General features: G+C 59.9%; 23 protein-coding genes. 1 reads left to right on the top strand and 22 read right to left on the bottom strand.

Going from position 1 to position 26730, the window contains the following annotated elements; genetic code table 11:
- The 22 genes from carB to hisS all read right to left on the bottom strand — a co-directional run bounded on the left by carB (position 1) and on the right by hisS (position 25055).
- A complete protein-coding gene (carB, locus tag L7A15_RS00200; protein ID WP_237188226.1) occupies positions 1-3306 on the bottom strand; it encodes a carbamoyl-phosphate synthase large subunit in 3306 nt (1101 codons plus the stop codon).
- A 14-nt stretch (positions 3307-3320) separates the two neighbouring features.
- Positions 3321-4484: a glutamine-hydrolyzing carbamoyl-phosphate synthase small subunit gene (gene carA, locus L7A15_RS00205; protein ID WP_237188227.1), complete on the bottom strand. Its 1164-nt coding sequence runs from the start codon at positions 4482-4484 to the stop codon at positions 3321-3323.
- A gap of 55 nt (positions 4485-4539) precedes the next feature.
- Positions 4540-5064 (bottom strand): ABC transporter permease, encoded by a 525-nt coding sequence (locus tag L7A15_RS00210; protein ID WP_237188229.1) that lies wholly within the window; start codon positions 5062-5064, stop codon positions 4540-4542.
- Between the two features lie 25 nt (positions 5065-5089).
- Positions 5090-6400, bottom strand: coding sequence for a dihydroorotase (locus tag L7A15_RS00215; RefSeq protein WP_237188230.1), 1311 nt, complete (start codon positions 6398-6400; stop codon positions 5090-5092).
- A gap of 18 nt (positions 6401-6418) precedes the next feature.
- Positions 6419-7402, bottom strand: coding sequence for an aspartate carbamoyltransferase catalytic subunit (locus L7A15_RS00220; RefSeq protein ID WP_237188232.1), 984 nt, complete (start codon positions 7400-7402; stop codon positions 6419-6421).
- Positions 7403-7406: 4 nt separating this feature from the next.
- Entirely contained in the window at positions 7407-8018 is a 612-nt protein-coding gene (gene pyrR, locus L7A15_RS00225) for a bifunctional pyr operon transcriptional regulator/uracil phosphoribosyltransferase PyrR (protein ID WP_237207829.1), read from the bottom strand.
- A 167-nt stretch (positions 8019-8185) separates the two neighbouring features.
- A complete protein-coding gene (gene nusB, locus L7A15_RS00230; RefSeq protein ID WP_237188236.1) occupies positions 8186-8596 on the bottom strand; it encodes a transcription antitermination factor NusB in 411 nt (136 codons plus the stop codon).
- Positions 8597-8601: 5 nt separating this feature from the next.
- Positions 8602-9165, bottom strand: a complete 564-nt coding sequence (gene efp, locus L7A15_RS00235) for an elongation factor P (protein ID WP_237207830.1) — start codon at positions 9163-9165, stop codon at positions 8602-8604.
- A gap of 204 nt (positions 9166-9369) precedes the next feature.
- Positions 9370-10464, bottom strand: a complete 1095-nt coding sequence (gene aroB, locus L7A15_RS00240) for a 3-dehydroquinate synthase (RefSeq protein WP_237188240.1) — start codon at positions 10462-10464, stop codon at positions 9370-9372.
- Entirely contained in the window at positions 10461-11081 is a 621-nt protein-coding gene (locus tag L7A15_RS00245) for a shikimate kinase (protein WP_237188242.1), read from the bottom strand. Before L7A15_RS00245 ends, aroB begins: the two co-directional genes overlap by 4 nt.
- Before the next feature lie 2 nt (positions 11082-11083).
- On the bottom strand, positions 11084-12298 hold the full coding sequence (gene aroC, locus L7A15_RS00250) for a chorismate synthase (protein ID WP_237188243.1): 1215 nt from the start codon (positions 12296-12298) through the stop codon (positions 11084-11086).
- A 102-nt stretch (positions 12299-12400) separates the two neighbouring features.
- Entirely contained in the window at positions 12401-13327 is a 927-nt protein-coding gene (locus L7A15_RS00255) for a shikimate dehydrogenase (RefSeq protein ID WP_237188244.1), read from the bottom strand.
- On the bottom strand, positions 13328-14548 hold the full coding sequence (gene mltG / locus L7A15_RS00260) for an endolytic transglycosylase MltG (RefSeq protein WP_237188245.1): 1221 nt from the start codon (positions 14546-14548) through the stop codon (positions 13328-13330).
- Positions 14538-15053: a Holliday junction resolvase RuvX gene (ruvX, locus tag L7A15_RS00265; protein WP_237188276.1), complete on the bottom strand. Its 516-nt coding sequence runs from the start codon at positions 15051-15053 to the stop codon at positions 14538-14540. The genes mltG and ruvX overlap by 11 nt, the downstream gene beginning before the upstream one ends.
- A gap of 28 nt (positions 15054-15081) precedes the next feature.
- Complete coding sequence (gene alaS, locus L7A15_RS00270) at positions 15082-17769, bottom strand: alanine--tRNA ligase (RefSeq protein ID WP_237207831.1); 2688 nt, start codon at positions 17767-17769, stop codon at positions 15082-15084.
- Positions 17770-17814: 45 nt separating this feature from the next.
- Positions 17815-18258, bottom strand: coding sequence for a peptide chain release factor 4 (locus tag L7A15_RS00275; RefSeq protein WP_237207832.1), 444 nt, complete (start codon positions 18256-18258; stop codon positions 17815-17817).
- Complete coding sequence (locus L7A15_RS00280) at positions 18246-18656, bottom strand: DUF948 domain-containing protein (protein WP_237188248.1); 411 nt, start codon at positions 18654-18656, stop codon at positions 18246-18248. The genes L7A15_RS00275 and L7A15_RS00280 overlap by 13 nt, the downstream gene beginning before the upstream one ends.
- 257 nt (positions 18657-18913) lie before the next feature.
- Positions 18914-19546, bottom strand: a complete 633-nt coding sequence (gene rpsD, locus L7A15_RS00285; protein WP_083091092.1) for a 30S ribosomal protein S4 — start codon at positions 19544-19546, stop codon at positions 18914-18916.
- 279 nt (positions 19547-19825) lie between these two features.
- The gene (locus L7A15_RS00290; protein ID WP_423817285.1) at positions 19826-21229 is read right to left on the bottom strand and encodes a replication-associated recombination protein A; all 1404 of its coding nucleotides are present in this window, start codon (positions 21227-21229) and stop codon (positions 19826-19828) included.
- A 10-nt stretch (positions 21230-21239) separates the two neighbouring features.
- Positions 21240-21674 (bottom strand): D-aminoacyl-tRNA deacylase, encoded by a 435-nt coding sequence (gene dtd, locus L7A15_RS00295; RefSeq protein ID WP_237207833.1) that lies wholly within the window; start codon positions 21672-21674, stop codon positions 21240-21242.
- 136 nt (positions 21675-21810) lie between these two features.
- Complete coding sequence (gene aspS, locus L7A15_RS00300) at positions 21811-23583, bottom strand: aspartate--tRNA ligase (RefSeq protein ID WP_237188250.1); 1773 nt, start codon at positions 23581-23583, stop codon at positions 21811-21813.
- A gap of 119 nt (positions 23584-23702) precedes the next feature.
- The gene (hisS, locus tag L7A15_RS00305; protein WP_237188251.1) at positions 23703-25055 is read right to left on the bottom strand and encodes a histidine--tRNA ligase; all 1353 of its coding nucleotides are present in this window, start codon (positions 25053-25055) and stop codon (positions 23703-23705) included.
- Between the two features lie 312 nt (positions 25056-25367).
- Here hisS and L7A15_RS00310 point away from each other — a divergent pair, with 312 nt between their 5' ends.
- Positions 25368-26654, top strand: coding sequence for a DUF349 domain-containing protein (locus L7A15_RS00310; RefSeq protein WP_237188252.1), 1287 nt, complete (start codon positions 25368-25370; stop codon positions 26652-26654).
- Positions 26655-26730: the final 76 nt, after the last annotated feature.

The raw sequence follows: 26730 nt of genomic DNA on the forward strand, positions 1-26730 counted from the left end.
TTAGGCCTCCCGAGCTTTCAGGGCTGCTTCAATCGAAGCGCCGTGTTCCTGCAGGCTCATGACGTCCCAGCTGTATTCGCGCAGGGCGTTGATACCCTGAACGGCTGCACCGAACTCAGAGACAGTGGTCATGATGGGGCAGCCCACTGAGGTGGCTGCAGCACGGATCTCGTAGCCATCGCCACGAGCCTGACCGCCGGAGGGGGTGTTGAAAATCAGGTCGATGTCGCCGTCGCGCACCATATCAACGATGGATCGCTCCCCGTCCTTGGTTTCCGCAATCTTGGGAACAACCAGGGACTCCACCCCATTGCGGCGCAGGACTTCTGCGGTACCGCCGGTGGAGACAATCTCGAAGCCCAGTTGCTGCAGCATCTTCACGTAGATGATGGAGTTGCGCTTATCGCGGTTAGCAACAGAGACGAAGACCTTACCCTCGGTCGGCAGCTTAGAACCGGCAGATGCTTCTGCCTTAGCGAAGGCAGTATCGAAGTGACGGTCCAGGCCCATGACCTCACCGGTTGAGCGCATTTCGGGGCCGAGCAGGGAGTCAACCACGATTCCCTCGGGGGTGCGGAAACGGCTGAAGGGCAGCACAGCTTCCTTGACCGCGATAGCAGTTTCAGCAGGCAGGGTGGCCCCGTCCATGTTTGCGGGCAGGTAGCCTTCGGCCTTGAGGTCGGCAATGGTCTTACCGGTTCCAATCAGAGCCGCAGCCTTAGCCATCTGCACGCCGGTTGCCTTAGAGACAAAAGGCACGGTACGAGAAGCGCGGGGGTTGGCTTCAATTACGTAGAGAATTTCAGAAGCTACAGCGAACTGAATATTGATCAGACCGCGTACACCAACACCGGCGGCAATCTTGTAGGTTGCCTCCTTGACCTGCTCGATGACGTCCGGGCCCAGGGTGATGGGAGGCAGGGTGCAGGCTGAGTCGCCAGAGTGAATGCCGGCCTCTTCGATGTGCTCCATGACGCCGCCCAGGTAGAGCTCTTCGCCGTCAAAGAGGGCGTCGACGTCGATTTCGACGGCGTCCTCAAGGAACTTATCGATCAGAGCGGGCTGGGAGGGTGAAACCTCGGTAGCGTTCTCCAGGTAGCGGGCCAGCTGGGCTTCGGAGTAGACAATCTCCATACCGCGTCCGCCCAGAACATAGGAGGGGCGCACCAGCACGGGGTAGCCGATTTCGTCCGCAATCTTCTTGGCGTTCTCGAAGGTGTAGGCGGTGCCGTTCTTGGGAGAAATCAGGCCAGCTTCTTCCAGCACGCGGGAGAATTCGCCGCGGTCTTCGGCCAGGTCAATCGCCTGGGGTGAGGTGCCCAGAATCGGGATGCCTGCTGCCTTGAGTTCCTGGGCCAGCTTGAGCGGGGTCTGGCCACCGAGCTGCACGAAGACGCCCAGCAGGCCACCGGTACGACGCTCAGCCTCAACAATTTCGAGCACGTCTTCCAGGGTAAGGGGTTCGAAGTAGAGGCGGGTGGAGATGTCGTAGTCGGTTGATACAGTCTCGGGGTTGCAGTTGACCATGACGGTCTCGTAACCGGCCTCGCGCAGCACCATGGAGGCATGGACACAGGAGTAGTCGAATTCGATACCCTGGCCGATGCGGTTGGGGCCGGAGCCCAGAATCATGATTGAGGGCTTATCGTGGTGTGCTACCTCGTCCTCCTGGTCGTAGGAAGAGTAGTGGTAGGGGGTGAAAGCCTCAAACTCGGCTGCACAGGTGTCGACGGTCTTGAAGACGGGGCGGATGTTCAGGGCGTGGCGGATACCGCGAACTACGGCCTCATTCATGCCGAGGATTTCACCGATCTGAGCGTCGGAGAAACCGTGACGCTTGGCCAGGCGCAGGGTGCGTTCATCGAGGGTCTTTGAGGCGGCGATTTCTGCGGCGACCTCGTTGAGGAGTACCAGCTGATCGAGGAACCAGGGGTCGATGGCGGTTGCCTCGTACATCTGCTCGACGGTAGCACCAGCCAGCAGGGCTCGCTGGACCTGGAAAATACGGTCGGTGGTAGCAGTCTTAGTCTGCTCAATCAGGGCGGCCAGTTCATCCGCACCCAGCTCAGGGTTATTAAAGCGGAACGTTGACCCCTTCTGCTCCATGGAGCGCATGGCCTTCTGTAGGGCCTCGGTGAAGTTGCGGCCCAGGGCCATGGCCTCGCCCACCGACTTCATGGTGGTGGTCAGGGTGGGGTCTGCTGCCGGGAACTTCTCAAAGGCAAAGCGGGGAACCTTGACCACGACGTAGTCGAGGGTGGGTTCGAAGGAGGCCGGGGTCTTCTGGGTGATATCGTTGGGGATTTCGTCCAGGGTGTAGCCCAGGGAGAGCTTGGTGGCGATTTTCGCAATCGGGAAGCCGGTTGCCTTAGACGCCAGGGCAGACGAACGAGACACGCGGGGGTTCATCTCGATGACAATGACGCGGCCGGTTGCCGGGTCGATGGCGAACTGGATGTTGCAGCCACCGGTATCTACACCGACCTCGCGAATAACGTTGATGGCGATGTCGCGCAGCTTTTGGTATTCGCGGTCGGTAAGGGTCAGGGCGGGGGCTACGGTGATGGAGTCGCCGGTGTGCACACCTACGGGGTCGAAGTTTTCGATGGAGCAGACGACAACCACGTTATCGTTCTTGTCTCGCATCATTTCCAGCTCGTATTCCTTCCAGCCCAGGATGGATTCTTCGAGCAGGACTTCGCTGGTGGGGCTGTACTGGATGCCGGCACCGGCAATTCGGTGCAGGTCTTCTTCGTTGTAGGCCATACCTGAGCCCAGGCCGCCCATGGTGAAGGAGGGACGTACGACCATGGGGTAGCCAAGTTCCTTGGCGGCTTCTAGGGCTTCTTCCATGGTGTGGACGATGACGGAGCGGGCTGATTCGCCACCCGCACGTTCAACGACGCCCTTGAAGGCCTCGCGGTCTTCACCCAGGTTGATAGCTTCGATATTGGCGCCGATCAGTTCTACGCCGTACTTGTCGAGAATGCCCTTTTCATCGAGGGCAATAGCGGCGTTGAGGGCGGTCTGGCCGCCGAGGGTAGGCAGAATTGCGTCTGGCTTTTCCTTGGCGATAATTTTTTCGATGACCTCGGGGGTAATCGGTTCGATGTAGGTGGCGTCGGCAAATTCGGGGTCGGTCATGATGGTGGCCGGGTTGGAATTGACCAGGATGACGCGCACGCCTTCTTCTTTCAGGACGCGCAGGGCCTGGGTGCCGGAGTAGTCGAACTCGGCGGCCTGACCGATGACGATCGGGCCGGAACCGATGACCAGGATTGAGTTGAGATCGTTACGCTTGGGCATGGTTGGTGAGTTCCTTAGTTCTTCTTCTCGAGCATGAGGTCGATAAAGCGGTCAAAGAGGTAGGCGGCGTCGTGGGGGCCGGCGGCAGCTTCGGGGTGGTACTGTACCGAGAAGGCGGGAATGTCCAGGCAGCGCAGGCCTTCGACCACCTGGTCGTTGAGGCCCACATGGGACACTTCGACCCGGCCGAACTCGGCGTTGGGGGCGGTGACGGCGCCGTCCAGGGGGGCGTCGACGGCGAAGCCGTGGTTCTGGGCGGTGATTTCTACCTTGCCGGTGGTGCGGTCCATGACGGGCTGGTTGATACCGCGGTGGCCGAAGGGCAGCTTGTAGGTGCCGAAGCCCAGGGCGCGGCCCAGCAGCTGGTTGCCGAAGCAGATACCGAAGAAGGGGGTTCCGGTACGCAGGACGGATTGCAGGAGCTGGACCTGGTCGTCCGCAGTTGCGGGGTCGCCGGGGCCGTTGGAGAAAAACACGCCGTCGGGGTTGAGGGCGGTGATGTCCTCCAGGGTTGCACTGGCGGGCAGCACATGGACGCGGACGCCGCGCTCAGCAAAGCGCTTGGGGGTCATGGCCTTGATACCCAGGTCGAGGGCGACCAGGGTTGCCTTAATCTCGCCTTCCCAGCCCAGGTCGGCTGGCTCAACAACGTAAGCCTCTTCAATAGAAACCGAGTCAGCCAGTTTCTGGCCCTTCATTTCGGCTGACGCCTGGACCTTAGCCACCAGGTCTGCCAGGGGGAGTTCGGCCTCGGCCCCCGTGAAGATACCGGCACGCATGGAACCGGCGCTCCGTAGGTGGCGGGTCAGGGCTCGGGTGTCAATACCCTGAATGCCCACAATTCCCTGCTCGACGAGTTCTTCATCAAGGGAACGCTCTGAACGCCAGTTGGAGGGGCGGCGGGCGGCGTCGCGCACAGCGTAGCCTGCAACCCAGATTTTGCGGGATTCGGCGTCCTCGGTGTTGACGCCGGTGTTGCCAATGTGGGGGGCGGTTTGGACGACGATCTGGCCGGCGTAGGAGGGGTCGGTGAGGGTTTCCTGGTAGCCGGTCATGCCGGTTGAGAAAACCGCTTCACCGAGGGCCTGGCCGTCGGCCCCGTAGCTTTCGCCACGGAAAACGGTTCCGTCTTCAAGGACGAGGACGGCTGCACGAGAGTTGAGTGCTTGGTGAGACATTCACACACTTCCTGTTGGTGGGTGGTCAGTTCCGGTGGGCCCGGTTGCTTGATGTTTATGGGGTTGCTGGTAGGTGGGTTTCAGCCTGGGGCGCAAGCTGCACCATGGTGTCGTGAAGGACCTTTTTGTCTGCCGCATACTGGGTTCTAAAACCGGTGTCCACAGCAGTGCCGTTGAGCGTCCAGGAGAGGACGAGCAGGCCGTCCTTTTCGACGAATTTTCCGCTCATTCCGGCTTCGGTGCGTACGGCGATGATATCGGTGGCGGGGATCCAGAGGTCCTGGGCCCCGTCGCGGGCGATAATGACGCCGTCCTCAAAGACGAAGAAGGTGCCGGTTGCCTTGACTCCCAGGGTGTTGGTGGCGATTCGGTCGAGCCAGTCGCCCATGACGGTGGTTGCAATGTAAACCCCGGGAACGGCGAGTAGGGATTCGGCGTCATCGTACTTGGCGGGGACTTCAGCAAGCTGCCCCACCCCGGCCTGGCGGGCCTGGCGCCTCGTCCAGCCTGCCCGCATAGCCCAAAATATGAGGACGCAGAGTAGGGCAAGAATCAGGGTGGGTATCAGCTTCTCAGTCACGGTCTTCTCCTACCAGTGTTCCGGGTTAGTCCTGGGAGACGGGGGTGTTGAGTTTACCCTCAAGCACCGTGGGGTGGCCACCGAAGAAGGTGGCGACGACGGCGCCGGGCACTTCCAGCCCCCGGTAGGGGTTGTTTTTGCCCTTGGTGGCCTGGCTTGCGGGGTCGATGACGCGGGTTGCAGCAGGGTCGACCAGGACCAGGTGGGCGGGTTCCCCCGCTGCCAGGGGGCGGCCCTGATCTTCTGCCAGACCGATTTCTGCCGGCTTGCTGGACATAATGCGGGCAACGTCGGCCCACGTAATGTAGCCGGTATCAACCAGGGTCTTCTGGATGATGGACAGGGCCTGTTCCAGGCCGGTCATACCGTTTGCGGCGCAAGCCCACTCACAGTCCTTGGACTCGGCCGGGTGGGGGGCGTGGTCGGTACCGATGATGTCGATAATGCCGTCGGCAACAGCCTGACGTAGGGCCAGGACGTCCTCTTCGGTACGCAGGGGCGGGTTGACCTTGTAGACGGGGTCGTAGGTACGGACCAGCTCATCGGTCAGCAGTAGGTGGTGGGGGGTGACTTCGGCGGTTACCTTAATGCCGCGTTCCTTGGCCCAGCGCACAATTTCTACCGAACCCTTGGTGGACAGGTGGCAGATATGCAGGCGGGAGCCGACGTGTTCAGCCAGCAGCACGTCACGGGCGATGATGGATTCTTCAGCAACCGCAGGCCAACCAGCCAGCCCGAGCTCTGCTGACACCTTACCCTCGTTCATCTGGGCGCCAACCGTCAGACGGGGCTCCTGGGCGTGCTGGGCAATGACGCCGTTAAAGGTCTTGACGTATTCCAGGGCCCGGCGCATGAGGGCCGGGTCCCAGACGCACATGCCGTCGTCTGAGAATACCCGCACCTGGGCGCGGGACTCAGCCATAGCCCCAATATCAGAGAGGCGCTCCCCCGCCAGACCAACAGTGACAGCGCCGATAGGCTGTACCTTAACCCAGCCGGAGTTCTTCCCCAGCTCATAAACCTGCTCCACCACACCGGCGGTATCAGCAACAGGGTTGGAGTTAGCCATGGCAAAGACGGCCGTGTAGCCGCCCAGGGCAGCGGCACGGGTGCCGGTTTCGACGGTTTCGGCGTCCTCCTGGCCGGGCTCCCGCAGATGGGTGTGCAGGTCAACCAGGCCCGGGAGGGCAATAAGCCCCTCGGCCTCAACAACCTGGGCGGCAGCGTCCTCAAGGTTCTGGCCAATCTCGGCAATCAGGCCGTCCCGAATGAGAATATCGGCGGTAGTCTCCCCCAGCAGGGAGGCACCCTTAATCAGGTAGGAAGTGGTAGTCATCATCTTCTCTTTCATCGCTTAATTGCCGGGGTAGAAGTCGTTGGCGGAGCCGCCGGTCATGAGCAGGTAGAGCACCGCCATGCGGACGGACACCCCGTTAGTGACCTGGCGGAGAACCCAGGATCGAGGGGAATCGGCCGCCTCAGCACAAATTTCCAGGCCACGGTTCATAGGGCCGGGGTGCAAGATAGCAGTTTCATGGGCCTGGGCATCAAGACGGGCAAACCGTTCCGGAGTCAGGCCCCACAGGCGGGAATATTCCTCAGAGGAGGGGAAGAAGGCCGCGTTCATACGTTCTTTTTGAATACGCAACATCATGACGGCATCAACCCCAGACTCAATCACGTCATCCAGGTTGTAGAAAACCTCTGCCGGCCAGTTATCAATATCTACCGGGAGCAGGGTGGGCGGGGCAACGAACTTGACGGTCGCCCCCAGAGTGGACAGCAACCAGAGGTTGGACCGGGCCACACGGGAATGCAGAATATCTCCCACAATGGCAACCCGCATACCCTCTAGGGTGAGCCCACGGGTAGCAACGCCCTCGACCTGGGCCTTGAACTGGCGCAGGGTCATGGCATCCAGCAGGGCCTGGGTGGGGTGGGCGTGGGTTCCATCGCCCGCATTGAGGACGGGAACATCAATCCAACCAGCCTCAGCTAGACGCTGGGGGGCCCCGGAGGCTGAGTGGCGGATCACGACAGCATCAGCGTTGATAGCTGCCAGGGTCTGGGCGGTGTCCTTGAGGGATTCGCCCTTAGAAACTGAAGACCCCTTTGCCGAAAAATTGATGATGTCTGCTGAGAGGCGCTTCTCTGCGGCCTCAAAGGACAGGCGGGTTCGGGTGGAATCTTCAAAGAAAAGGTTGACGACGGTTCGCCCCTGCAGGACGGGTAGTTTCTTGACTTCCCGCTGGCCAACTTCACCCATATAGTCGGCGGTATCGAGGATGTTCAGGGCGTCTTCTAGGGTGAGGTCCTTGGTGTCTAAGAGGTGACGCATGCGCCTACTCCCCCTTCTCGTTGCTTAGGTTAGCCGGGGCAATAACCACACGATCTGCAACCGCATCGGTTTTTTCAAGCAGGACCTGGACTGATTCATCAGAACTGGTAGGTAGGTTCTTGCCTACGTGGTCTGCCCGGATTGGGAGTTGGCGGTGGCCCCGATCAACGAGGACGGCCAGGCGGACGACGGCGGGCCGTCCGTAGTCCTTGAGGGCGTCCAGGGCTGCCCGGATGGTGCGGCCTGAGTAAAGGACGTCGTCGACCAGAACTACGTTTTTGCCGTCGATGCCGGTGGCTGGGAGCCGGGTAGGCTCCGGGGTTTTACCGGGCTTGGAACGCAGGTCGTCCCGGTACATGGTGATGTCCAGCTGGCCCAAGGAATAGGTGGGATTGAAGCCCGGATCTGTGTGGGCGATTTTTTCTGCCAACCGTTGGGCTAGGGGGAAGCCTCGGCGCGGAATACCCAGTAGAACCAGGTTCTCGCTGCCCTTGTTGGCTTCTAGAATTTCGTGAGCGATTCGGGTGAGGGCCCGATCGATGTCGGCTGCTTCAAGAATGACCCGCTGGGTCGCTTCAGCCGAGCTGGGTGTAGATACACCGGTGGTGTCGGTCATGTGCCGGCCTCCTTCCCCGCCTCACAGGACGGACTTAAAGGTTGCTGTCACACCTCAATGTATCATGTTCCGCCTCGCCCCGGTGGAATTTGAGACACATGTCAGTAGGTACCACTTAAAACAGAAAAACCCACCAGTTAGGTGGGTTTTTCCGATTTAGATGGTACCTAAGCGAGGAGGGTGGGCTTAACCTGACGGAGACGGTCCAGCAGACCATTGACGAACTTAGGAGAATCGTCAGTGGAGAGCAGACGCACCAGCCCGGTTGCCTCAGAGATGGCAACAGCGTCGGGAATCTCGTCGTTAAAGAGCAACTCCCAGGCGCCCAGCCGGAGGGCTACCCTATCAACACTAGGCATACGGTCCATCGTCCAGTCCTGCGCGTAGGTTTCAATGTACTCACGGATCTCTTCGTCGTGGTCGCGGACGCCACGCACAATCTGCTCCGAGTACAAGGAAATCTGGGCTGAGGTGTAGACCCGGCGACGGGTCAGGACGTCAATGACGTCCTCCCCCCGCTGGTCAGCCTCAAACAGGACCTCGAGGGCACGAAGTCGAGCTTTAGTTCTTGAATTCACGATACTTAGTCGTTGACGCGACCCAGGTAGTCACCGGTGCGGGTATCAACCTTCACCTTAGTACCGGTTTCCAGGAAGAGGGGAACCTGAATCTCAGCGCCAGTCTCAACGGTTGCAGGCTTGGTGCCACCGGTTGCGCGGTCGCCCTGCAGGCCGGGCTCGGTGTAGGTGATTTCCAGAACAACCGAAGCGGGAAGTTCAATGTAGAGGGGGGAACCCTCGTGCATAGCGATGGTTGCAGTCTGATTTTCGAGCATGTACTTGGCGGCGTCGCCAACGGTAACCTCGGGAACGTTGATCTGGTCGTAGGTCTTCATGTCCATGAAGACGTAATCGGTGCCGTCCTGGTAGAGGTACTGGTAGTCGGAACGGTCAACAGTTGCAGTCTCAACCTTGGCGCCAGCGTTAAAGGTCTTGTCGACGACCTTGCCGGAGGTTACGTTACGCAGCTTGGTGCGGACGAAAGCGCCACCCTTGCCGGGCTTGACGTGCTGGAATTCGATGACGGACCACAGGTTGCCGTCAATCTTGAGTACGACACCGTTCTTAATGTCTGCGGTAGTAGCCAAGAGAGTCTCCTCTAGAATGTTTAGTTTTCAATAAGCTTTTCGGGGTAAACCGTAGAACAGTCTACCGGGTTCTGGCAGGGTTTGGCAGATTAGTTGGCGTGTTTCACACCCTACCGGCTCCCCCCTCGTCCGCCCCTCTAAACAGGCAGGGGTTCCCACAGCGCGGTGGGAACCCCTGCTGGAAAAGTCGGTAGCCGGGTGAACCTAGTCAGCGATTTCCTGGTAGGTCATGAAGAGAATAGAGTCGTCTGGAACCTCGTAGATTCGAGGACGGCCCAGGCCCTCCAGGACCACGAACCGCAGCATATTGCCCCTGGCCTTCTTATCCCGACGCATGGTCTCAATGAGCTTAGGCCAGCGATCTGCCGGGTAGCTGGTGGGCAAATCCAGGGCGGCACAGATTGAACGGGTCCGCTCTACGGTAGCCTCATCAAGGTAGCCTGCTGCCAGGGAAAGCTCAGCTGCAAAGACCATGCCGACGGCAACAGCCGCCCCGTGACGCCACTGGTAGCGTTCAGCGTGCTCGATGGCGTGCCCCAGGGTGTGTCCATAGTTCAGGAACTCCCGGCGTCCGCTCTCCTTTAAATCATCGGATACGACCTCAGCCTTGACCCTGATGGATCGTTCGATCAATTCCCGCACCACAGCAGACTGGGAATCACGGATCTCCGTAGGGTTAGCCTCAATCAGATCAAGAATCACAGGGTCAGCTATGAAACCACATTTAATGACCTCAGCCATACCCGTCAGCAGCTCATGCTGGGGTAAGGTCCGCAGAACACCCAGTTCGCACAGAACCGCAGCAGGAGGGTGGAAAGCCCCAACCAGGTTCTTCCCCTCGGCAGTGTTAATGCCGGTCTTACCGCCCACAGCAGCGTCCACCATGCCCAGCAGGGTGGTCGGAATGTGAATCACCTTCACGCCCCGAAGCCAGGTTGCTGCGACAAAGCCGGCCAGGTCAGTGACAGCTCCGCCACCCACCGAAATGATGGCGTCGGTGCGGGTAAAGTCGTTCTGGCCTAAGACCTGCCAACAGAAGGCGGCAACCTGAATGTGCTTGCCCTCCTCCGCGTCAGGAATCTCTGCCGAATAGGCCTCATAGCCGGCAGTTTTCATCTGATCCATGACCAGCTCACCGGTTGATCGCAGGGCCCGGGGGTGAATCACGAGGATCCGCTGGGTTCGATTACCCAGGATCCCGGGAATTTCACCCAGCAGGTTATGCCCCACAAGAACGTCGTAGTTCTCGCTGGGCTGGGTGCCGGTTACAGAAATGACGGTATTGGCTACGTCAGTCACGCTTGCTCTTTCCGTTGGGAGATAATGAAGTTCTGAATTTCTGCGGCCATATCAGCAATACCCCGGCCCCCACAGGCATTGAGGGTGTAGCTTGCTAAGGACTCGTACCGCTCCTTGCGGGTTTCGAAGATTGCTGTCCATCGTTCAACCGGGTTCGGCTGAAGTAGGGGGCGGGTTTTGCTGTTTTGAATACGCGGGGCTACGGTTTCAGCGTCCACCTGAATGTAGATCACCGTTTCACCCTTCAGCATGTCCGCAACAGCAGGTGTCATGGGTGCTCCCCCACCCAGTGAAAAAATGGTGTTGCGGCGGGCCGGGGAGGTGAGGACGTCCTGAATCACCTCGGCTTCAATTCGACGAAACTCTGCCTCACCCAGGTCTGAAAAAAGTTGGGCAACTTCACCGTATTTCTCGACGATGAGGTGGTCAGAGTCTAAGAATTCATAGCCGTAAAAGCGGGCCAGGTGGGAACCTATATAGGACTTACCAGCTGCCATGGGGCCGATGATGACCACTGGCCTGGTTCGTTCTATATAGGTTTCCTGCACCTCGCGCACCTGGTTGGGCCCCAGGGCCTCCGTCATATCGATCGCGTGGTGACGAGATCGGGCGGGCATGGTTAGGCATCCCACCCAGCGACGTTTGACTCCCAGGCTAGGGAGGCGGGGATAGCCTCTAGGTAGGAATCCATGTTACGGCGGGTCTCGGTGATGGAGTCGCCACCAAATTTTTCAAGGGCGGCTTCTGCCAGGACCAGGGCAACCATTGCTTCTGCGACAACACCTGCAGCCGGTACAGCGCACACGTCGGACCGCTGGTGGTGGGCGCGGGCGACCTCACCGGTTGAGGTATCAATGGTGGCTAGGGCCTTGGGGACGGTTGCAATCGGCTTCATGGCTGCACGAACCCGGAGCAGATCACCGATAGTCATGCCGCCTTCAATGCCACCGGCCCGGTTGGATACACGCTGGACGCCGTTTTCTCCGGGGACGATTTCGTCGTGGGCCTGGGTGCCGGGGCGCTTGGCGGTTTCGAAACCATCGCCCACTTCAACACCCTTAATAGCCTGAATACCCATGAGGGCAGCGGCCAGTCGGGCGTCGAGACGGCGGTCCCAGTGGACGTAGGAGCCAAGTCCAGGGGGCAGGCCGTAGGCCAGGACCTCAACAACACCACCGAGGGTTTCACCGTCCTTGTGGGCCTTATCGACGGTAGCGACCATAGCCTCTGAGGTGGCTGAATCGAAGCAGCGCAGGGGATCGGCGTCGAGGTAGGCGACATCCTTGGGGGTAGGACGGGGGGCGTCGGCAGGAGCAGCGGTTCCGGCAATGGCGGTGGTATGGCTAACGAGCTGAACGCCCAGGGCCTTAAGAATCTGGGCCGCTACTACACCTAGGGCGACGCGGGTGGCAGTCTCACGGGCACTTGCACGCTCAAGCACAGGCCGGGACTCATCAAATCCATACTTCTGCATACCGGCAAAATCAGCGTGACCAGGACGCGGGCGGGTCAGTGCAGCGTTTCGGGCCCGGCCTTCAATCAGGGCAGGATCTACAGGGTCAGATGACATGACATCAACCCACTTAGGCCACTCAGTATTGGCGATCTCAATAGCAACAGGGCCGCCCTGGGTCTTGCCGTGACGGACACCCCCGAGAATGCGGACGCGGTCCTCTTCAAACTTCATTCGCGCCCCACGGCCGTAACCTAGTCGGCGGCGGGCCAGGGCGTCACGAACCATCTCGCTAGTTAGTTCTACACCGGCAGGTACACCTTCAATGATTCCGACTAGTGCTTCGCCGTGTGATTCACCGGCTGTAAGCCATCGCAGCATCTCAAACCTCTTAACAGTCTCAGGAGTCTTCTCTTATCCCTTAGATTTCCAAAAATACACCCTGATAGCAAACCAGGGGTTCATCATTCGGGAGGAAATTTTTTATATGGTGAGCAGGCTAGGGTCCCAAATCATCTGGGGTACATAATCTGTAGCAGGTAAGCCGACTGCCTCCCTCATAGCCTGCAGAACAAGCTCCTGGCGAGGGAGCGGCTCATGGACCGGGTGGTTCACAAAGAGTTTTACCTGGTCTACCGCCTGGTACATCAACATTTCAAGACCGCTAGTGATCCTCCCGCCACGGGATTCCCAGTCCAGGGCAAGAGCTGAGGGCCAGGGGTCATAGGAAACATCAAGGAGGGTCCCAGCTGTTTCCCCAGCTGCTTCTTCCATCAGATGGTCAGCTGCCCCCGAGGGAAGCGTAGAAACAGTGACATCATGGCGGGTATAGCAACTACCGAAATCATCAAGATGGCGGAAATGGAGAACCACTCCCAAACGGTCTGCAGCGGCACGGACAGAAGCAGCTCGGCTAGCATCCCGGACATACACCGTGACGCTTGTTGCCCCCAAGCAACGCAAAGCAGCCAAGGCCGCAGTGGCCGTCCCTCCCCCACCTAAAATAGCCGGGTGCTCAACGGCACCCGAAAAGCCAGCATTACCCAAGGCATTGACGATACCTGAGACGTCCGTATTATGCCCCTGGGCCGAAACCTGGCCTTCACCAGAAGAAACCCAGTAAACGGTATTCACTACCCCCACAGCTTCAGCGAAAGGGGTCAGGGCATCAAGGTATGAGATAACAGCACTTTTCAGCGGCATCGTCACAGAAAAGCCCTGAGTTGAAGGATCAGAACCCTGCTTCCTAAAAACTTCAGAAAGCTGCTCTTCAGTAGTATCAAGGGCAGAGTAAGACATCTCAAGCCCCAAGGCCTGATAGGCGGCCTGATGCAAAAGCGGCGATTTACTGTGCTTAATGGGATGCCCCAAGACATAGGCCTTGGGGCAAACCGGAGAATGATGACTCATTTACTGGCAGACTTCCTTATGATCCTCGCAGAACTGCTCATACACCTTAACATTCTTCTGATGCTCAGCGTAGGTCTCGGCAAAGAGGGTTTCACCGGTGAACAAATCTACAGTAACCCAGAAGTAGTAGTCGTTGTCCTCCGGATCAGCTGCTGCCTTAATTGCTGCTGCACCCGGCGAACCGATGGGGCCAGCAGGCAGACCCTTGTAGTAGAAAGTGTTGTATTTGTTGGACTTATCATTCTTTTGCTCTGTTGAGATGTGATAGCTCTGGATACCCAGGCCGTAGGCAACAGTAGCGTCCGACTGCAAGTAACCGCTAGTTTCACCGTCGGGGTTGTTGAGACGGTTCTCGATAGCACCAGCAATGGGGCCGTAGTCCTTTTCCATGCCTTCAAACTCAAGAATTGAAGCAACGGTCAGAACATGGAAGATACGGTCGTCGCCGAATACCCCGTCAGCTTCAAGTTGCTTCTTGGTGTTATCCACCATCATCTGAAGAATTTCATGGGCGGTAGCGTCCTTGGGGAACCTGTATTCACCAGGGTAAAGGAAACCTTCAATGGTGGGGAACTGGGAAGGAATCCCAAAACTTTCAACATCCGTTGACAGGGTCTTGAATTCCTGGGAGCTGATGCCTGTACCAGTGGCTAGGGCTTCAAAGGTCTTGTCCATACGCCAGGTACGGGCCACAGCAACGTAGTTAGTGTTGGCCTCATCGAAGCGCAAGAGTTCTTCCAAGACCGCCTGGCTACTCATTTCTTCCTGAAGCTTGTACTCACCAGGCTGGAAGAAAACATCAGGGGCAGTTTCATTGTAGGCCTTCAGGAACCGTTCGGCGTTAGCAATGATTCCCTGTTCCTCCAGGGAATTTGCAATGGTACCGACAGCAGCGCCATCGGGAATGGTGAAGGTTACCTCAGTTCCGTTCCCCGAACCAGCATAGTCCTTGCGTTCAAACCAGCCGAGGCGAGGGCTAATAATTGCGACCACGAGCACCAGGGCTACGAGGAAAACTAAGCCAGCTGACACGACGAAGTTGCGACTACGGCGACGGGTGCGCTCCCGCTCTTCCTTTGTGAAAGTTTCGTCAGGGTCGGCAGCGAAGAAACCGTCGAAACCTTCGGCTTCCGGTGCCCCGAACAGACCCTCAAGGTCAGTTTGCTGGTTCTGGGTTCGGGGTTTGCGCGGCGGGCGGCTAGAACTCGAGTTACTTGTCATTCGGGTTCTCCGTTTCGTCGGTTGAAAGTGTGGGGGCTGCGATGGTGGGAGCAAGAACGACCTGTTCCCCAGCAAGATGTTGACCGGCCTTGAGGGTGTCGAGAGCATGTTGGAGGATGTTGACCGCGGCAACCTGGTCAACCATAGTCTTAAAGTCCTTGCTAGAGACTCCTGCTTCATGCAGGGAACGATGGGCGCTTACCGTGGTGAGGCGCTCATCGATGAGCCAGACCGGGATAGGGGTTCCTTCGGCGGCTAGTTCTTCAGCCAGGGCCTGGGCATACTCACGTGCCATATGGGTTGAGGGGCTGTCTCCCCCGCGCATGGTTTTGGGAAGCCCAACAAATACTTCAGTGACTTCGTTGACTTCTAGGAGCTTGCGAAGCACCCGCCGGTCGGAGTTCTTTTTCAGATCACGACGGAGGGTTTTGAGGGGGGTTGCGAGTATGCCGTCGGGGTCGCACAGGGCCAGGCCGACGCGGGCATTACCCACGTCGACCCCCATGCGGCGGCCTCTGGTGAAGGTCACTGGGTTAGGCTCCCAGGTCAGAAATCGCTGAGCGGATAGCGGTGAAGGCTTCGTCAATCTTGGTGGCGTCCTGGCCGCCGCCCTGGGCGACGTCGTCCTTACCGCCGCCACCGCCGCCGAGCACACCAGCAGCGACGCGGACGAGGGCACCTGCCTTAACACCGGCGTCACGGGCGGCCTGGTTGGTGGCAACCAGAATAACCGGGCGGCCGTTGTTAACACCGGCAACAGCTACGGTAGCAGCGTCCTCACCCAGGCGGGAACGAAGGTCAAGAGCAAGTTCGCGTACGGCATTGGCGTCCAGCTCACCAGCATTGTGCAGCAGGGTGCGGACGGCACCGACCATTTCTGCGGTTTCGGTCAGCTTACCGGCCTCAGCCTGCAGCTTCTCCTTGCGGAGCTTAGCCAGTTCCTTTTCTGCTTCCTTGAGCTTGGCCAGGGTCTGGTTGATCTTCTCGGGCAGGTCAGCAGATGACTGGACCTTCATCAGGCCCGTCAGCTGGTTAACCAGGGTACGTTCTGCTGCCAGGTGGTTGAAGGAGTCCAGGCCAACCAGGGCTTCAACACGGCGGTTGCCTGAACCCACGGAGGCTTCAGTGAGCAGGGTCAGGGAGCCAATCTGGGCGGTTGAACCGACGTGGGTACCACCGCAGAGTTCGCGGGAGAAGTCCCCGCCCATCTCAACGACGCGGACGGTGTCGCCGTACTTCTCGCCGAAGAGGCTCATTGCGCCCAGCTTCTGGGCTTCTGCCAGGGGCATTTCGCGGGTGATGGTTTCAAAGTTATCGCGAATGGCGACGTTGGCGACCTCTTCAACTTCCTGCTTGGCAGCCTCTGAGAGGCCCTCGCCCCAGGCGAAGTCGAAGCGCAGGTAGCCTTCCTTGTTGAAGGAGCCGCGCTGGGTTGCTTCCTTGCCCAGAACCTGGTGCAGGGCAGCGTGGATGATATGGGTACCGGAGTGGGCCTTTTCGCCGTCCTGACGGCGCTGGACGTCCACCTGGGCGACGACGGGAGTGCCAGCAACCACTTCACCCTCGCGCACGACAGCACGGTGGACGGACAGGCCCTTGACGGGCTGCTGGACGTCTGAAACGTCAATGGTGAAGCCGTTACCAGTAATAACGCCGGTATCAGCTGCCTGGCCACCTGCTTCAGCGTAGAAAGGAGTCTCGTCTAGGACGATCTCTACCTTCTGGCCAGCAGAAGCTGCAGGTACAGAGACGCCGTCAACCAGGATGGCTCGCAGGGTGGTTTCGGTCCGCAGTTCGTCGTAGCCGGTAAAGACGGAGCCGCGTTCGTCGGCCAGTTCGCGGAAGACGGAGAGGTCGGCCATGCCGCCCTTCTTGGCCTTGGCGTCGGCCTGGGCACGGTGGCGCTGTTCTTCCATGAGGGCACGGAACTGGGCCTCATCCACCTTGACGCCGGCCTCTTCTGCCATTTCCAGGGTCAGGTCGATGGGGAAGCCGTAGGTGTCGTGCAGGGCAAAGGCGTCTGCACCAGAAACCTCTGACTTACCGGCAGCCTTAGCTGAGGCGACGGCCTCTTCCAGGCGGGCGGTGCCAGATTCGATGGTCTTGAGGAAGGCCTTTTCTTCGGCGTAGGCAATGCGGGAGATGCGCTCGAAGTCTTCGGCAACGTAGGGGTAGGCGCCGGCCATGGCGTCCTTAGATGCCGGGAAGAGGACGGGCAGGCAGGGCTCGGTAACGCCCAGCAGGCGCATTGCGCGGATAGCTCGGCGCATAAGGCGGCGCAGGATGTAGCCGCGACCCTCGTTGGAGGGGGTTACACCGTCAGCAATGAGCATGAGGGAGGAGCGGATGTGGTCGGCTACCACACGCATCCGGACGTCGTCCTCGTAGCCTTCGTCGTTTGCATTTTCGGAGCCGTGGTACTTCTTGCCGGAGAGCTTGGCTGCGGCATCGAGCACGGGGCGTACCTGGTCGGTTTCGTAGAAGTTCTCTACACCCTGCAGGAGCATAGCCAGGCGCTCTACACCTAGGCCGGTGTCGATGTTCTTCTTAGGCAGGTCGCCGAGGATTTCGAAGCTGTCCTTGCCGGTGCCTTCGCCACGCTGGTACTGCATAAAGACCAGGTTCCAGATTTCGATGTAGCGGTCATCGTCAGCAGCCGGGCCGCCTTCCTTGCCGTACTCGGGGCCACGGTCGTAGAAGATTTCAGAGTCGGGGCCAGCAGGGCCGGGCTGGCCGGTAGACCAGTAGTTCTCGGCCATGCCCATCTTCTGAATACGCTCGGCGGGGAACTTAACGTCATTGACCCAAATGTCGTAGGCCTCGTCGTCGCCCTCGTAGACGGTCACCCAGAGACGCTCAGGGTCCAGACCGTAGCCTCCGTCTTCGATGGAGGAGGTCAGCAGCTCGTAGGCCCAGGGAATAACTTCCTTCTTGAAGTAGTCGCCGAAGGAGAAGTTGCCTGCCATCTGGAAGAAGGTACCGTGACGGGCGGTCTTGCCGACCTCGTCGATATCAAGGGTACGAATACACTTCTGGACGCTCACAGCACGGGAGAACTCAGGGGTTTCACGGCCCAGGAAGTAGGGAATGAAAGGAACCATGCCCGCGATGGTGAACATGGCGCCGGGCTCGTTTGAAACGAGTGAAGCTGAGGGTACAACGGTGTGCCCGCGCTTTTCGAAGAATTCGATCCAGCGCTTTGAGATTTCCTGTGAGAGCATCGAGGCTTTCTTCCTTCGGTTGGTGTTTAAATCTAGTGGTCTCGCCTAGGCGAAAAAGTCTTTTCCAAGCTCAGCATCACGTTGGAGCCTGTGGTGGGTTGGTGAGGTTGATTCTGGGGTGTTACGGGCCTCAAGGACGGGTCCGGAGTCATGAGCCTCCAGGGGAGTCCAGGTATCGAGGGAACCGGGCCGGTCCTCCTGGGCCTGCTGATCGAAGCGGGCTCTCAGCTCTTCCTCTTTTTCATCCATCCCGGCCTTGACCGTTGCCGCAAAGCCAAGGGCCTTGAGGGCTACCCCCTTGAGGGGCTGGCCGTACTTGGAATCAAAGAATTGAGCCATGGGTCCGTCTTCTGCCACAAATTTTTGCATGGTGCCCGGTTGTTTGAGGGCCAAATCTGAACCGGGTTCTTGTACCACCCGGGCCCGGGAGGCAAGGTAGCCTACCGCCACTCCCCCGGCAATCAAGGCCAGATTTTTTAGGAGTCCCATGTGGAGCCCTCCTGACGGGTCGGGGCTGCACCCTGGGACCCGGTGGACTGGGAACCTGACCCCTTCACAGCCTGCCTCAAACCGTGGGAGAAGGCCGCAACCTTAATGAGGGGCTGGCCAACAGTTGAGGTAACAAGCGACGACAGGGCCGAGACATTAGCCGAGGCATCAGAAACATTGCTGGTGATGGTATCGACCTTATCAATCTGAGCATTAGTGCTCGCAACGGTCTTCGTGACTTCTTCCAGCAAGGGCTGGGTCTCCTGATTAAGTGACCTGATCGTGACCGTCAGCTCATCAAAAACCTTGCCGAGCTTAAGGATGGGAACAGCCAGAAGGGCAACCAAAATAGCGAATACACCGGCCGCGATAAGGCCCGCAATGTCTGCACCGCTCACTGGTACCTGCTCTCTGGCGGGCATAACCCACCTCTCAAAGGACACGATTTGATAACAATCTTACTTCACCCAGGGGCTATAAGGGGATTTTTTGGGGCCACTTTCCCCGGTCTGCCCTATCACACACACCCCCGGGGCAGTCCAAGCAGGCGATCCGCTGGCGTCCTGGCCCAAGACCTGACCCTTAAAAGGGCGACCCGCCCACCCGAAACCACCGGAGGTGGCAGGGGTGAACGGGTCGACTAAGCTTGGCGGGATTAGGCCAGGCGTGAGTAGTATTCAACGACCAGCTGCTCTTCGCAGGTGACGGGGATTTCTTCACGCTTGGGGGCGCGCTCAAGCTTAGCGTGGAGCTTCTCGATCTCTACGTTCAGGTAAGCAGGAGTGTCGGGCAGGACGTCCTGGTGTGCGCCGGTGGCTGCAACCTGGAAGGGTGCCATCTTCTCGCTCTTGGGGTGAACGTGGATCAGCTGGCCGGGCTTGACGCGGAAGGAGGGGCGGTCAACGCGGATGCCGTCTACCATGATGTGGCGGTGGACAACGAGCTGACGTGCCTGAGCAATGGTGCGAGCGAAACCTGAGCGCAGGACGAGGGCGTCCAGGCGGGTTTCCAGAATCTCGACCAGGTTCTTACCGGTCTGGCCCTCGATGCGCTTGGCTTCGAGGTAGGCGCGACGCATCTGAGCTTCACGGATGTTGTACTGTGCGCGCAGACGCTGCTTCTCGCGCAGCTGTACCGCGTAGTTGGAGTCAGCCTTCTTGCGGCTGCGGCCGTGCTGGCCGGGGCCGTAAGGACGACGCTCGAGGTACTTTTCTGCCTTGGGGGTCAGTGCAATGCCGAGGGCGCGTGACTGACGCACGGTACGGCGGGTACGGTTGTGGTTTGCCACAGTTCGTATTCCTTTTCTTTAGCGGTTGGCACGGTCCTGCGTGGAACCTTCACCTTCTGGTGCTGTGCCATTCTTCTGGTGGACTGGCCTCCGGTGGGCCGCCCACGGTTTGGGCGGTGGAGAGTGTAGAGCAGCCGCACTCTAGTCACTACGAGCTACCCGGTGATCAGGGGGACCTGCGTTTTGGGTAGTCTGCCAGCCAACTGTCTAGCCTACCGGGCTTGGGCGGTTTTGTCAGTATTCTGTTTCAAGGCTGGTGGTGGGCTTGGGCACAGGGCTCTAGCCGTCGGGGGTTTCGCGGAGGGTACGAATGCGCCTGAGCCTCTCCCCTAGCTCTTTTTCTGCGCCGAAAACGGTGGGCCGGTAGTAGACGGTTCCACGGAGTTTGTCGGGGGCGTAGGTTTGGCGGGCGACCCCGTTTTTCTCGTCGTGGGGGTAGATGTAGCCTTTCCCGTGTCCCAGGGCTGAGGCGCCGGGGTAGTGGGCGTCGCGCAGGTGGAGGGGTACGGGGCTGGCCTTGCCTGCCCGGACGTCGGTCAGGGCCTGGTCGATGGCCCGGTAGACGGCATTGGATTTGGGGGCGGACGCCAGGTGGATGGTTGCCTGGGCTAGGTTGAGTCTGGCTTCGGGCAGGCCGACGAGCTGGACGGCCTGGGCGGCATTGACCGCAGCGGTGAGGGCGGTGGGGTCGGCCAGGCCGATGTCTTCACTGGCGTGGACGATGAGGCGGCGGGCGATAAACCTTGGGTCTTCACCTGCTTCGAGCATGCGGGCCAGGTAGTGCAGGGCCGCGTCTACGTCCGACCCCCGAATCGACTTAATAAAGGCGCTGGTGACGTCGTAGTGCTGGTCGCCTTTTTTGTCGTACCGCAGCAGGGCCTGATTGAGGGCCTGTTGGGCGTGGTCTGCTGTCACCGGCAGGGGCTGGTGGACAGAATACTCCACACCAGCTGCTTCAGCCTCCCCAAAAGCTACAGCTGCTGCTGCCTCCAGGGAGGTCAGGGCCTTACGGGCGTCCCCGGCTGCGAGTTTGACCAGGTGCTCTGCGGCTTCTTCTTCGAGATCGATATACCCGGCAAAGCCCCGGGAGTCGGTGACGGCCCGAGCAACCAGCTGGGCGATATCAGCGTCCGTGAGGCCCTGGAGGGTCAGCAGGATAGAGCGTGACAGCAGGGGGGAGATGACCGAAAAGGAAGGGTTTTCGGTGGTTGCCGCTACCAGCACCACCCACCGGTTTTCGACTCCCGGAAGCAGGGCGTCCTGCTGGGCCTTGGTAAAGCGGTGAATCTCGTCGAGGAAAAGGACGGTCGTCAGCCCGCGCAAGTCCCGGTCCTCCAGGGCCTGTTCCATGACCGCACGGACGTCCTTCACCCCGGCTGTAATAGCAGAGAGCTCTACGAACTTGCGACCGGCTCCCCCGGCAATCACGTTAGCCAGGGTGGTTTTGCCCGTTCCAGGCGGCCCCCACAGAATGACGGACGAGGGCCCAGCCAATCCCCCGCTCTCCCCGGCAAGCACCCGCAGGGGGGAACCAGGGGTCAGCAGGTGCTTCTGCCCCACGACCTCATCGAGGGTACGCGGACGTAAGCGGACCGCCAGGGGGGCCCGCTCCCTGCGGGTTCTCACCTCCTGGTTTTCGGCGTCAGGGGCAGTATCGTCCAGGTAAAAAAGGGAGGGTTCCACGGCCACCACGCTAGAGGGAATCGGTATCGAGAATCAGGGTGACAGGACCGTCATTGGTCAGGCTCACCTGCATATTGGCGCCGAACCTACCTGTTTCCACGGTAACTCCCAAGTCACGCATGGCCTGCACATAGTCGTTGAAGAGGGGCTCACTCACGGGGCCGGGGGCTGCCGCAGACCAGGACGGACGCCGCCCCCGCTTGGCGTCCCCGTAGAGGGTAAACTGGCTCACCGCCAGCACCGGGGCCCCCTCGTCCAGCACCGACCGCTCCCCCGGCAAGAGCCGCAGGTTGGCGGTCTTTTCTGCCAGTTTGGCAACCTGGGCGGGCCCGTCAGTATGGGTTATACCCACCAGCACCAGCAGGCCGGGCCGGTCAATGGCCCCCACCGTTTCGCCGTCCACGGTGACGGACGCTGAGGTGACCCGTTGAAGAACTGCGCGCATGGGTGCTCCTGATATCTTGAACCTGAAACCTGTTGTCTAGCCTACCAACTAGACCAGAAAAGACCATCTAAATCAGAAATACCCACGAGCCTCGTGGGTATTTCTGATTTAGATGGTACCTACCGGGAAGGGGTGGTTACTTGTCGCCGTCCTTCTTGGGCTTGAAGTCCACACCGGCTTCTTTACGCTGCTGGGCAGTGATAGGTGCAGGTGCTGCGGTCAGCGGGTCGTACCCGCCACCGGTCTTGGGGAAGGCAATGACGTCACGGATAGAATCAGTGCCGCCAATCAACTGCAGGACGCGGTCCCAACCGAAGGCAATACCGCCCATGGGGGGCGCACCGAAGCTGAAGGCCTCCAGCAGAAAGCCGAACTTCTCCTGGGCCTCTTCCTCGGTAATACCCATGACCTTGAAGACACGTTCCTGCACATCACGCTGGTGGATACGGATTGAACCGCCACCGATTTCGTTACCGTTGCAGACGATGTCGTAGGCGTAGGCCAGGGCCTCGCCGGGGTTCTCGTCGAAGGAGTCCAGGTACTCAGGCTTGGGTGAGGTGAAGGCGTGGTGCACGGCAGTCCAGGCGGAGTGGCCCAGGGCGACGTCGCCGGACGCGGTGGCGTCAGCAGCTGACTCGAACATGGGGGCGTCCACAACCCAGACGAAGGACCAGTCGCCGTCCTTAATCAGGCCGGTACGGTGGCCAATCTCAACGCGGGCAGCACCCAGCAGGGCGCGGGAGGCCTTGGCCTCACCGGCTGCGAAGAAGATGCAGTCACCGGGCTTGGCACCAGTTGCCTCAGCCAGGCCCTCACGCTCAGCGTCGGTGATGTTCTTGGCGACGGGGCCGGTCAGCTCGCCGTCCTCCTGGATCAGGACGTAGGCAAGACCCTTGGCACCGCGCTGCTTGGCCCATTCCTGCCAGGCATCCAGGGTGCGGCGGGCCTGGGAGGCGCCGCCGGGCATCACAACGGCACCGACGTAAGGAGCCTTAAAGACGCGGAAGGTGGTGTCCTTAAAGTAGTCGGTCAGCTCGGTCAGCTCCAGGCCGAAGCGAAGGTCGGGCTTGTCAGAGCCGTACTTCTCCATGGCGTCCTTGTAGGTAATACGCTCGATGGGGCGGGGCACCTTGACGTCAATCAGGTTCCAGACGGCCTCAACGATACGCTCGCCCAGGTCGATGATGTCTTCCTGGTCAACGAAGGAAGCCTCGATATCCAGCTGGGTGAATTCGGGCTGACGGTCAGCGCGGAAGTCCTCGTCGCGGTAGCAGCGGGCGATCTGGTAGTACTTCTCAATGCCACCCACCTGCAGCAGCTGCTTGAAGAGCTGGGGTGACTGGGGCAGGGCGTACCAGGAGCCGGGTGCCAGGCGGGCGGGAACCAGGAAGTCACGAGCACCTTCGGGGGTGGAGCGGGTCAGAGTCGGGGTCTCAACCTCAGTGAAGTTCTGACCGTGCAGGACCTCGCGGGCGGCCCGGTTAGCCTCTGAGCGCAGGCGCATGAGGCGGGCAGGCTCGGGACGACGCAGGTCGAGGTAACGATACTTGAGACGGGCTTCTTCGCCCACCTCAACGTGCTCGTCAATCTGGAAGGGCAGGGGCGCTGAAGTATTCAGGACCTTGGTTTCCTTGACCATGACCTCCACCTCGCCGGTGGTCAGGTTCGGGTTCTCATTGCCCTCGGGGCGGCGGGTTACTTCACCTACAACCTGCAGGACGTATTCGTTGCGCAGGTGCTCGAAGTCAGCCTCATTGTGGAAGACCACCTGGGTGACGCCTTCGCGGTCACGCAGATCGACGAAAGCAACACCACCGTGGTCGCGGCGACGGGCAACCCAGCCAGCCAGGGTGACGGTTTCTCCAATGTTCTCAGCGGTCAGTTCGCCAAGGGTATGAGTGCGTAGCACTGATTTCCTTTCGATGGGATACGGGGCCTTACTCTGGCACCGTACGTCATGGTGTTCCCGATTTTACCGTGTTTCTGCCGGGCAGAACTGGTGGTCCGGGTGTGAGTTTTTGGACGCCTTTAGGCGGTGGGCAGGATTCGAACGGTGAGATCTTCTGCCGGAGGAGCCCAGGAGGACGGGTCGGCGGCTACCTGTTCGCCGCTGCGGATGTCCTTCACCTCGTGGGCCAGATGGCCGTTCTCCCCTGCTGAAGTGAACCAGACAAAGGGGATGCCGCGCTTTTCGGCGTACTTGATCTGCTTGCCGAACTTGGCGGCGCTGGCTGATACCTCACAGGCAATACCGCGGGCACGCAGGGCGTCGGCAACGTCCTGGGCGCCAGACCACATCTCGTCGTTGGTCAGGGCAATCAGGACGGCGGTGGGCACCTTACGGGTGGGGGCAGCAAAACCCTGGGACAGGATTCGGGCGACCAGGCGGGTCACACCGATGGACAGGCCAACGCCCGGGTAGGTCTTGTTGCCCTTGAAGGCTAGGGACTCATAGCGGCCACCTGAGCAGATGGAACCCAGCTGTTCGTGGCCCACCAGTACGGTTTCGTAGACGGTACCGGTGTAGTAGTCCAGGCCGCGGGCGATGGAAAGGTCAGCAACCACCTTGCCGGGGGCCCGCTTGGCTGCCTCACCGATGACCTCGGTCAGCTCAGCCAGGCCCTCCTCCAGCAGCTCGTGGGTGACGCCCAGGGCCCGCACCTGATCAGCAAAGGAGGTATCTTCTGCGCGGATACTGGCCAGTTTCAGGGCGGCAGCAGCCTGCTCGTCCGTGGCGCCAACCTCGTCCTTAAGGAGCTGGGCAACGGCGTCCGGACCAATCTTCTCCAACTTGTCGATGTTACGCAGCACCCCAGCGGTATCGGTCAAACCCAAGCCCAGGTAGAAACCCTCGGACAGCTTGCGGTTGTTGACCCGCAGCTTGAATTCAGGAATGGGAAGCTGGGAGAGGGCGTCCACAATCACCAGGGCCAGCTCCACGTCATAGCGGAAGGGCAGGGCGCCGTCGCCGACGACGTCGACGTCCGCCTGGGTGAACTCACGGGCCCGGCCCTCCTGGGGACGCTCACCGCGCCAGACCTTCTGAATCTGATAGCGCATAAAGGGGAAGGACAGGTACCCAGCGTTCTCCACCACATAGCGGGCAAAGGGCACGGTCAGATCGAAGTGCAGGGCCAGCTTTTCCTTCTTGCCGCCCCGGGCCTCGTCCGCATCATCCAGCAGACGGGAAACCGCATACACCTCTTTATCAATCTCGCCCTTACGGAGCAACTGCTCAATCGTTTCAACCGACCGAGTCTCAATCGACGAAAAACCGTGAAGTTCAAAAGTCTTCCGCAGGGTATCTAGAACGTAATTCTCAACCAGACGCTCCTCCGGCAGGTGCTCCGGAAAACCAGACAAAGATTGCTTGCGAGCCATACGCTCCCCCAGATCAAATAAGTAACAGTCACGGGTGCCTCAGATAAAGCACAGTCCCCGCTATTCTACCGCCCCACCCTGGCAGCCAAAAATTTTTCAACCCACACAGCCCATCACACACCGGGTTCACCCCACCCAAACACCCCACGAGCTACAAAAAACGGTATGATAGGAGGGCACCAACTGAGCACGATAGATTATTGCCCCACCCAAAGAAGGCAACCAGCCCTATCAGATACGCCCAGCCTTGGTGCGCTTTTCATTACTTAAAGGGGAGAACCCCCAACACCTGACGCGAAAAGAGTTATAGCGGTGACTACACAATCCGACGACACCCTCAACGTCAATCTTGACAAGGCACGCCAGTTCGGCCGTGTCGACGAAGACGGCCACGTTTTCGTTATCGTCGACGGCGAGGAATACGCTGTAGGCCAGGTCCCCGGCGCCTCCGCCGACGAAGCCCTCGCCTACTTTGCCCGCAAGTTTGAAAACATTGAAGCCCAGGTTGCCCTGCTCGAGGAACGAGTAGAGCGCAAGGCCAAGGCCGCAGACCTGCAGAAGGCTGCCGCCCACCTGGGCCAGCAGGTTGCTGTACGCAACATGGTGGGCGACTACGCTGCCCTGCAGGAGCGCCTGGTTGCCCTCGTCAGCAAGATCAACGAACGCGAAGAAGCCGAAAAAACTGAATCAGCTGAAGCCCGTGAAGCTGCCCTGGCCGCCCGTGAGGCTATTGTTTCTGAGGCTGAGACGATCGCAGCCCAGGACGACGCTAAGATTCACTGGAAGAACTCCCACGCCCGCATGAACGACCTCTTCGAGGAGTGGAAGAAGACCCAGCGTGAGCGTCACCTGGCTAAGAGCATTGAGGACGAGCTGTGGAAGCGTTTCCGCGCTGCACGCACCACCTTTGACCGCCGCCGTCGGGCCCACTTCTCCCAGCTGGACGAGAACAATGCCAAGTCCAAGCGTATTAAGGAAGCCCTAATCGCTGAGGCTGAGTCCCTGCAGAACTCCACCGACTGGGCCGCAACCGCCGCCAAGTACCGCGACCTGATGGACCAGTGGAAGGCAGCCCCCCGCTCCACCCGCAAGGAAGACGACGCCCTCTGGGCCCGTTTCCGCGCCGCTCAGGACGTCTTCTTCGACGCCCGCACCGCAGTAAACGCAGAACTGGACAAGGAATTCGAGGCCAACCTGGTTGCCAAGGAAGCCCTGTTGGAAGAGGCCCGAGGCATTCTGCCCGTCACCGACATTGCAGCAGCCAAGAAGGCCCTTGAGGGAATCCTGGACCGCTGGGAAGAGATCGGACGGGTTCCCCGCAACTCCGTGCGTCGCGTCGAGCAGGAACTGCGGAAGGTTCAGGACGAAATCCACCGCGCCGAAAACGCAAAGTGGCAGAAGACCGACCCCGAAAAGAAGGCCCGCGCCAACTCCATGCTGACCCAGCTGGAAGACGCCATTGCTGGCCTGGAAGCTGACCTGGCCAAGGCTGAGGCAAGCGGTAACGCCGGCAAGATCAAGAAGGCCCAGGAAGCCCTGGACGCCCGCAAGCAGTGGCTGGAGACCCTCAAGGCCTCATCTGCTGAACTCAGCTCCTAATTGAGAGCTCCCTTTCGGATTCAGGGAAAAATGACTCCTGATGACGACAAAAATCCCCCGGTTTCACCAGAAACCG

The sequence above is a fragment of the Rothia nasimurium genome (assembly GCF_928391935.1).
GTDB classification, from domain to species: Bacteria; Actinomycetota; Actinomycetes; order Actinomycetales; family Micrococcaceae; genus Rothia; species Rothia nasimurium_D.

Excerpts from the sequence above, each read along its gene's own strand:
- carB (WP_237188226.1), bottom strand. The coding sequence starts at position 3,306 with ATGCCCAAGCGTAACGATCTCAACTCAATCCTGGTCATCGGTTCCGGC.
- carA (WP_237188227.1), bottom strand. The coding sequence starts at position 4,484 with ATGTCTCACCAAGCACTCAACTCTCGTGCAGCCGTCCTCGTCCTTGAA.
- L7A15_RS00215 (WP_237188230.1), bottom strand. The coding sequence starts at position 6,400 with ATGACTACCACTTCCTACCTGATTAAGGGTGCCTCCCTGCTGGGGGAG.
- L7A15_RS00220 (WP_237188232.1), bottom strand. The coding sequence starts at position 7,402 with ATGCGTCACCTCTTAGACACCAAGGACCTCACCCTAGAAGACGCCCTG.
- pyrR (WP_237207829.1), bottom strand. The coding sequence starts at position 8,018 with ATGACCGACACCACCGGTGTATCTACACCCAGCTCGGCTGAAGCGACC.
- L7A15_RS00245 (WP_237188242.1), bottom strand. The coding sequence starts at position 11,081 with ATGCCCGCCCGATCTCGTCACCACGCGATCGATATGACGGAGGCCCTG.
- aroC (WP_237188243.1), bottom strand. The coding sequence starts at position 12,298 with ATGCTGCGATGGCTTACAGCCGGTGAATCACACGGCGAAGCACTAGTC.
- L7A15_RS00255 (WP_237188244.1), bottom strand. The coding sequence starts at position 13,327 with ATGAGTCATCATTCTCCGGTTTGCCCCAAGGCCTATGTCTTGGGGCAT.
- mltG (WP_237188245.1), bottom strand. The coding sequence starts at position 14,548 with ATGACAAGTAACTCGAGTTCTAGCCGCCCGCCGCGCAAACCCCGAACC.
- ruvX (WP_237188276.1), bottom strand. The coding sequence starts at position 15,053 with ATGGGGGTCGACGTGGGTAATGCCCGCGTCGGCCTGGCCCTGTGCGAC.
- alaS (WP_237207831.1), bottom strand. The coding sequence starts at position 17,769 with ATGCTCTCACAGGAAATCTCAAAGCGCTGGATCGAATTCTTCGAAAAG.
- L7A15_RS00275 (WP_237207832.1), bottom strand. The coding sequence starts at position 18,258 with ATGGGACTCCTAAAAAATCTGGCCTTGATTGCCGGGGGAGTGGCGGTA.
- dtd (WP_237207833.1), bottom strand. The coding sequence starts at position 21,674 with ATGCGCGCAGTTCTTCAACGGGTCACCTCAGCGTCCGTCACCGTGGAC.
- hisS (WP_237188251.1), bottom strand. The coding sequence starts at position 25,055 with ATGGCTCGCAAGCAATCTTTGTCTGGTTTTCCGGAGCACCTGCCGGAG.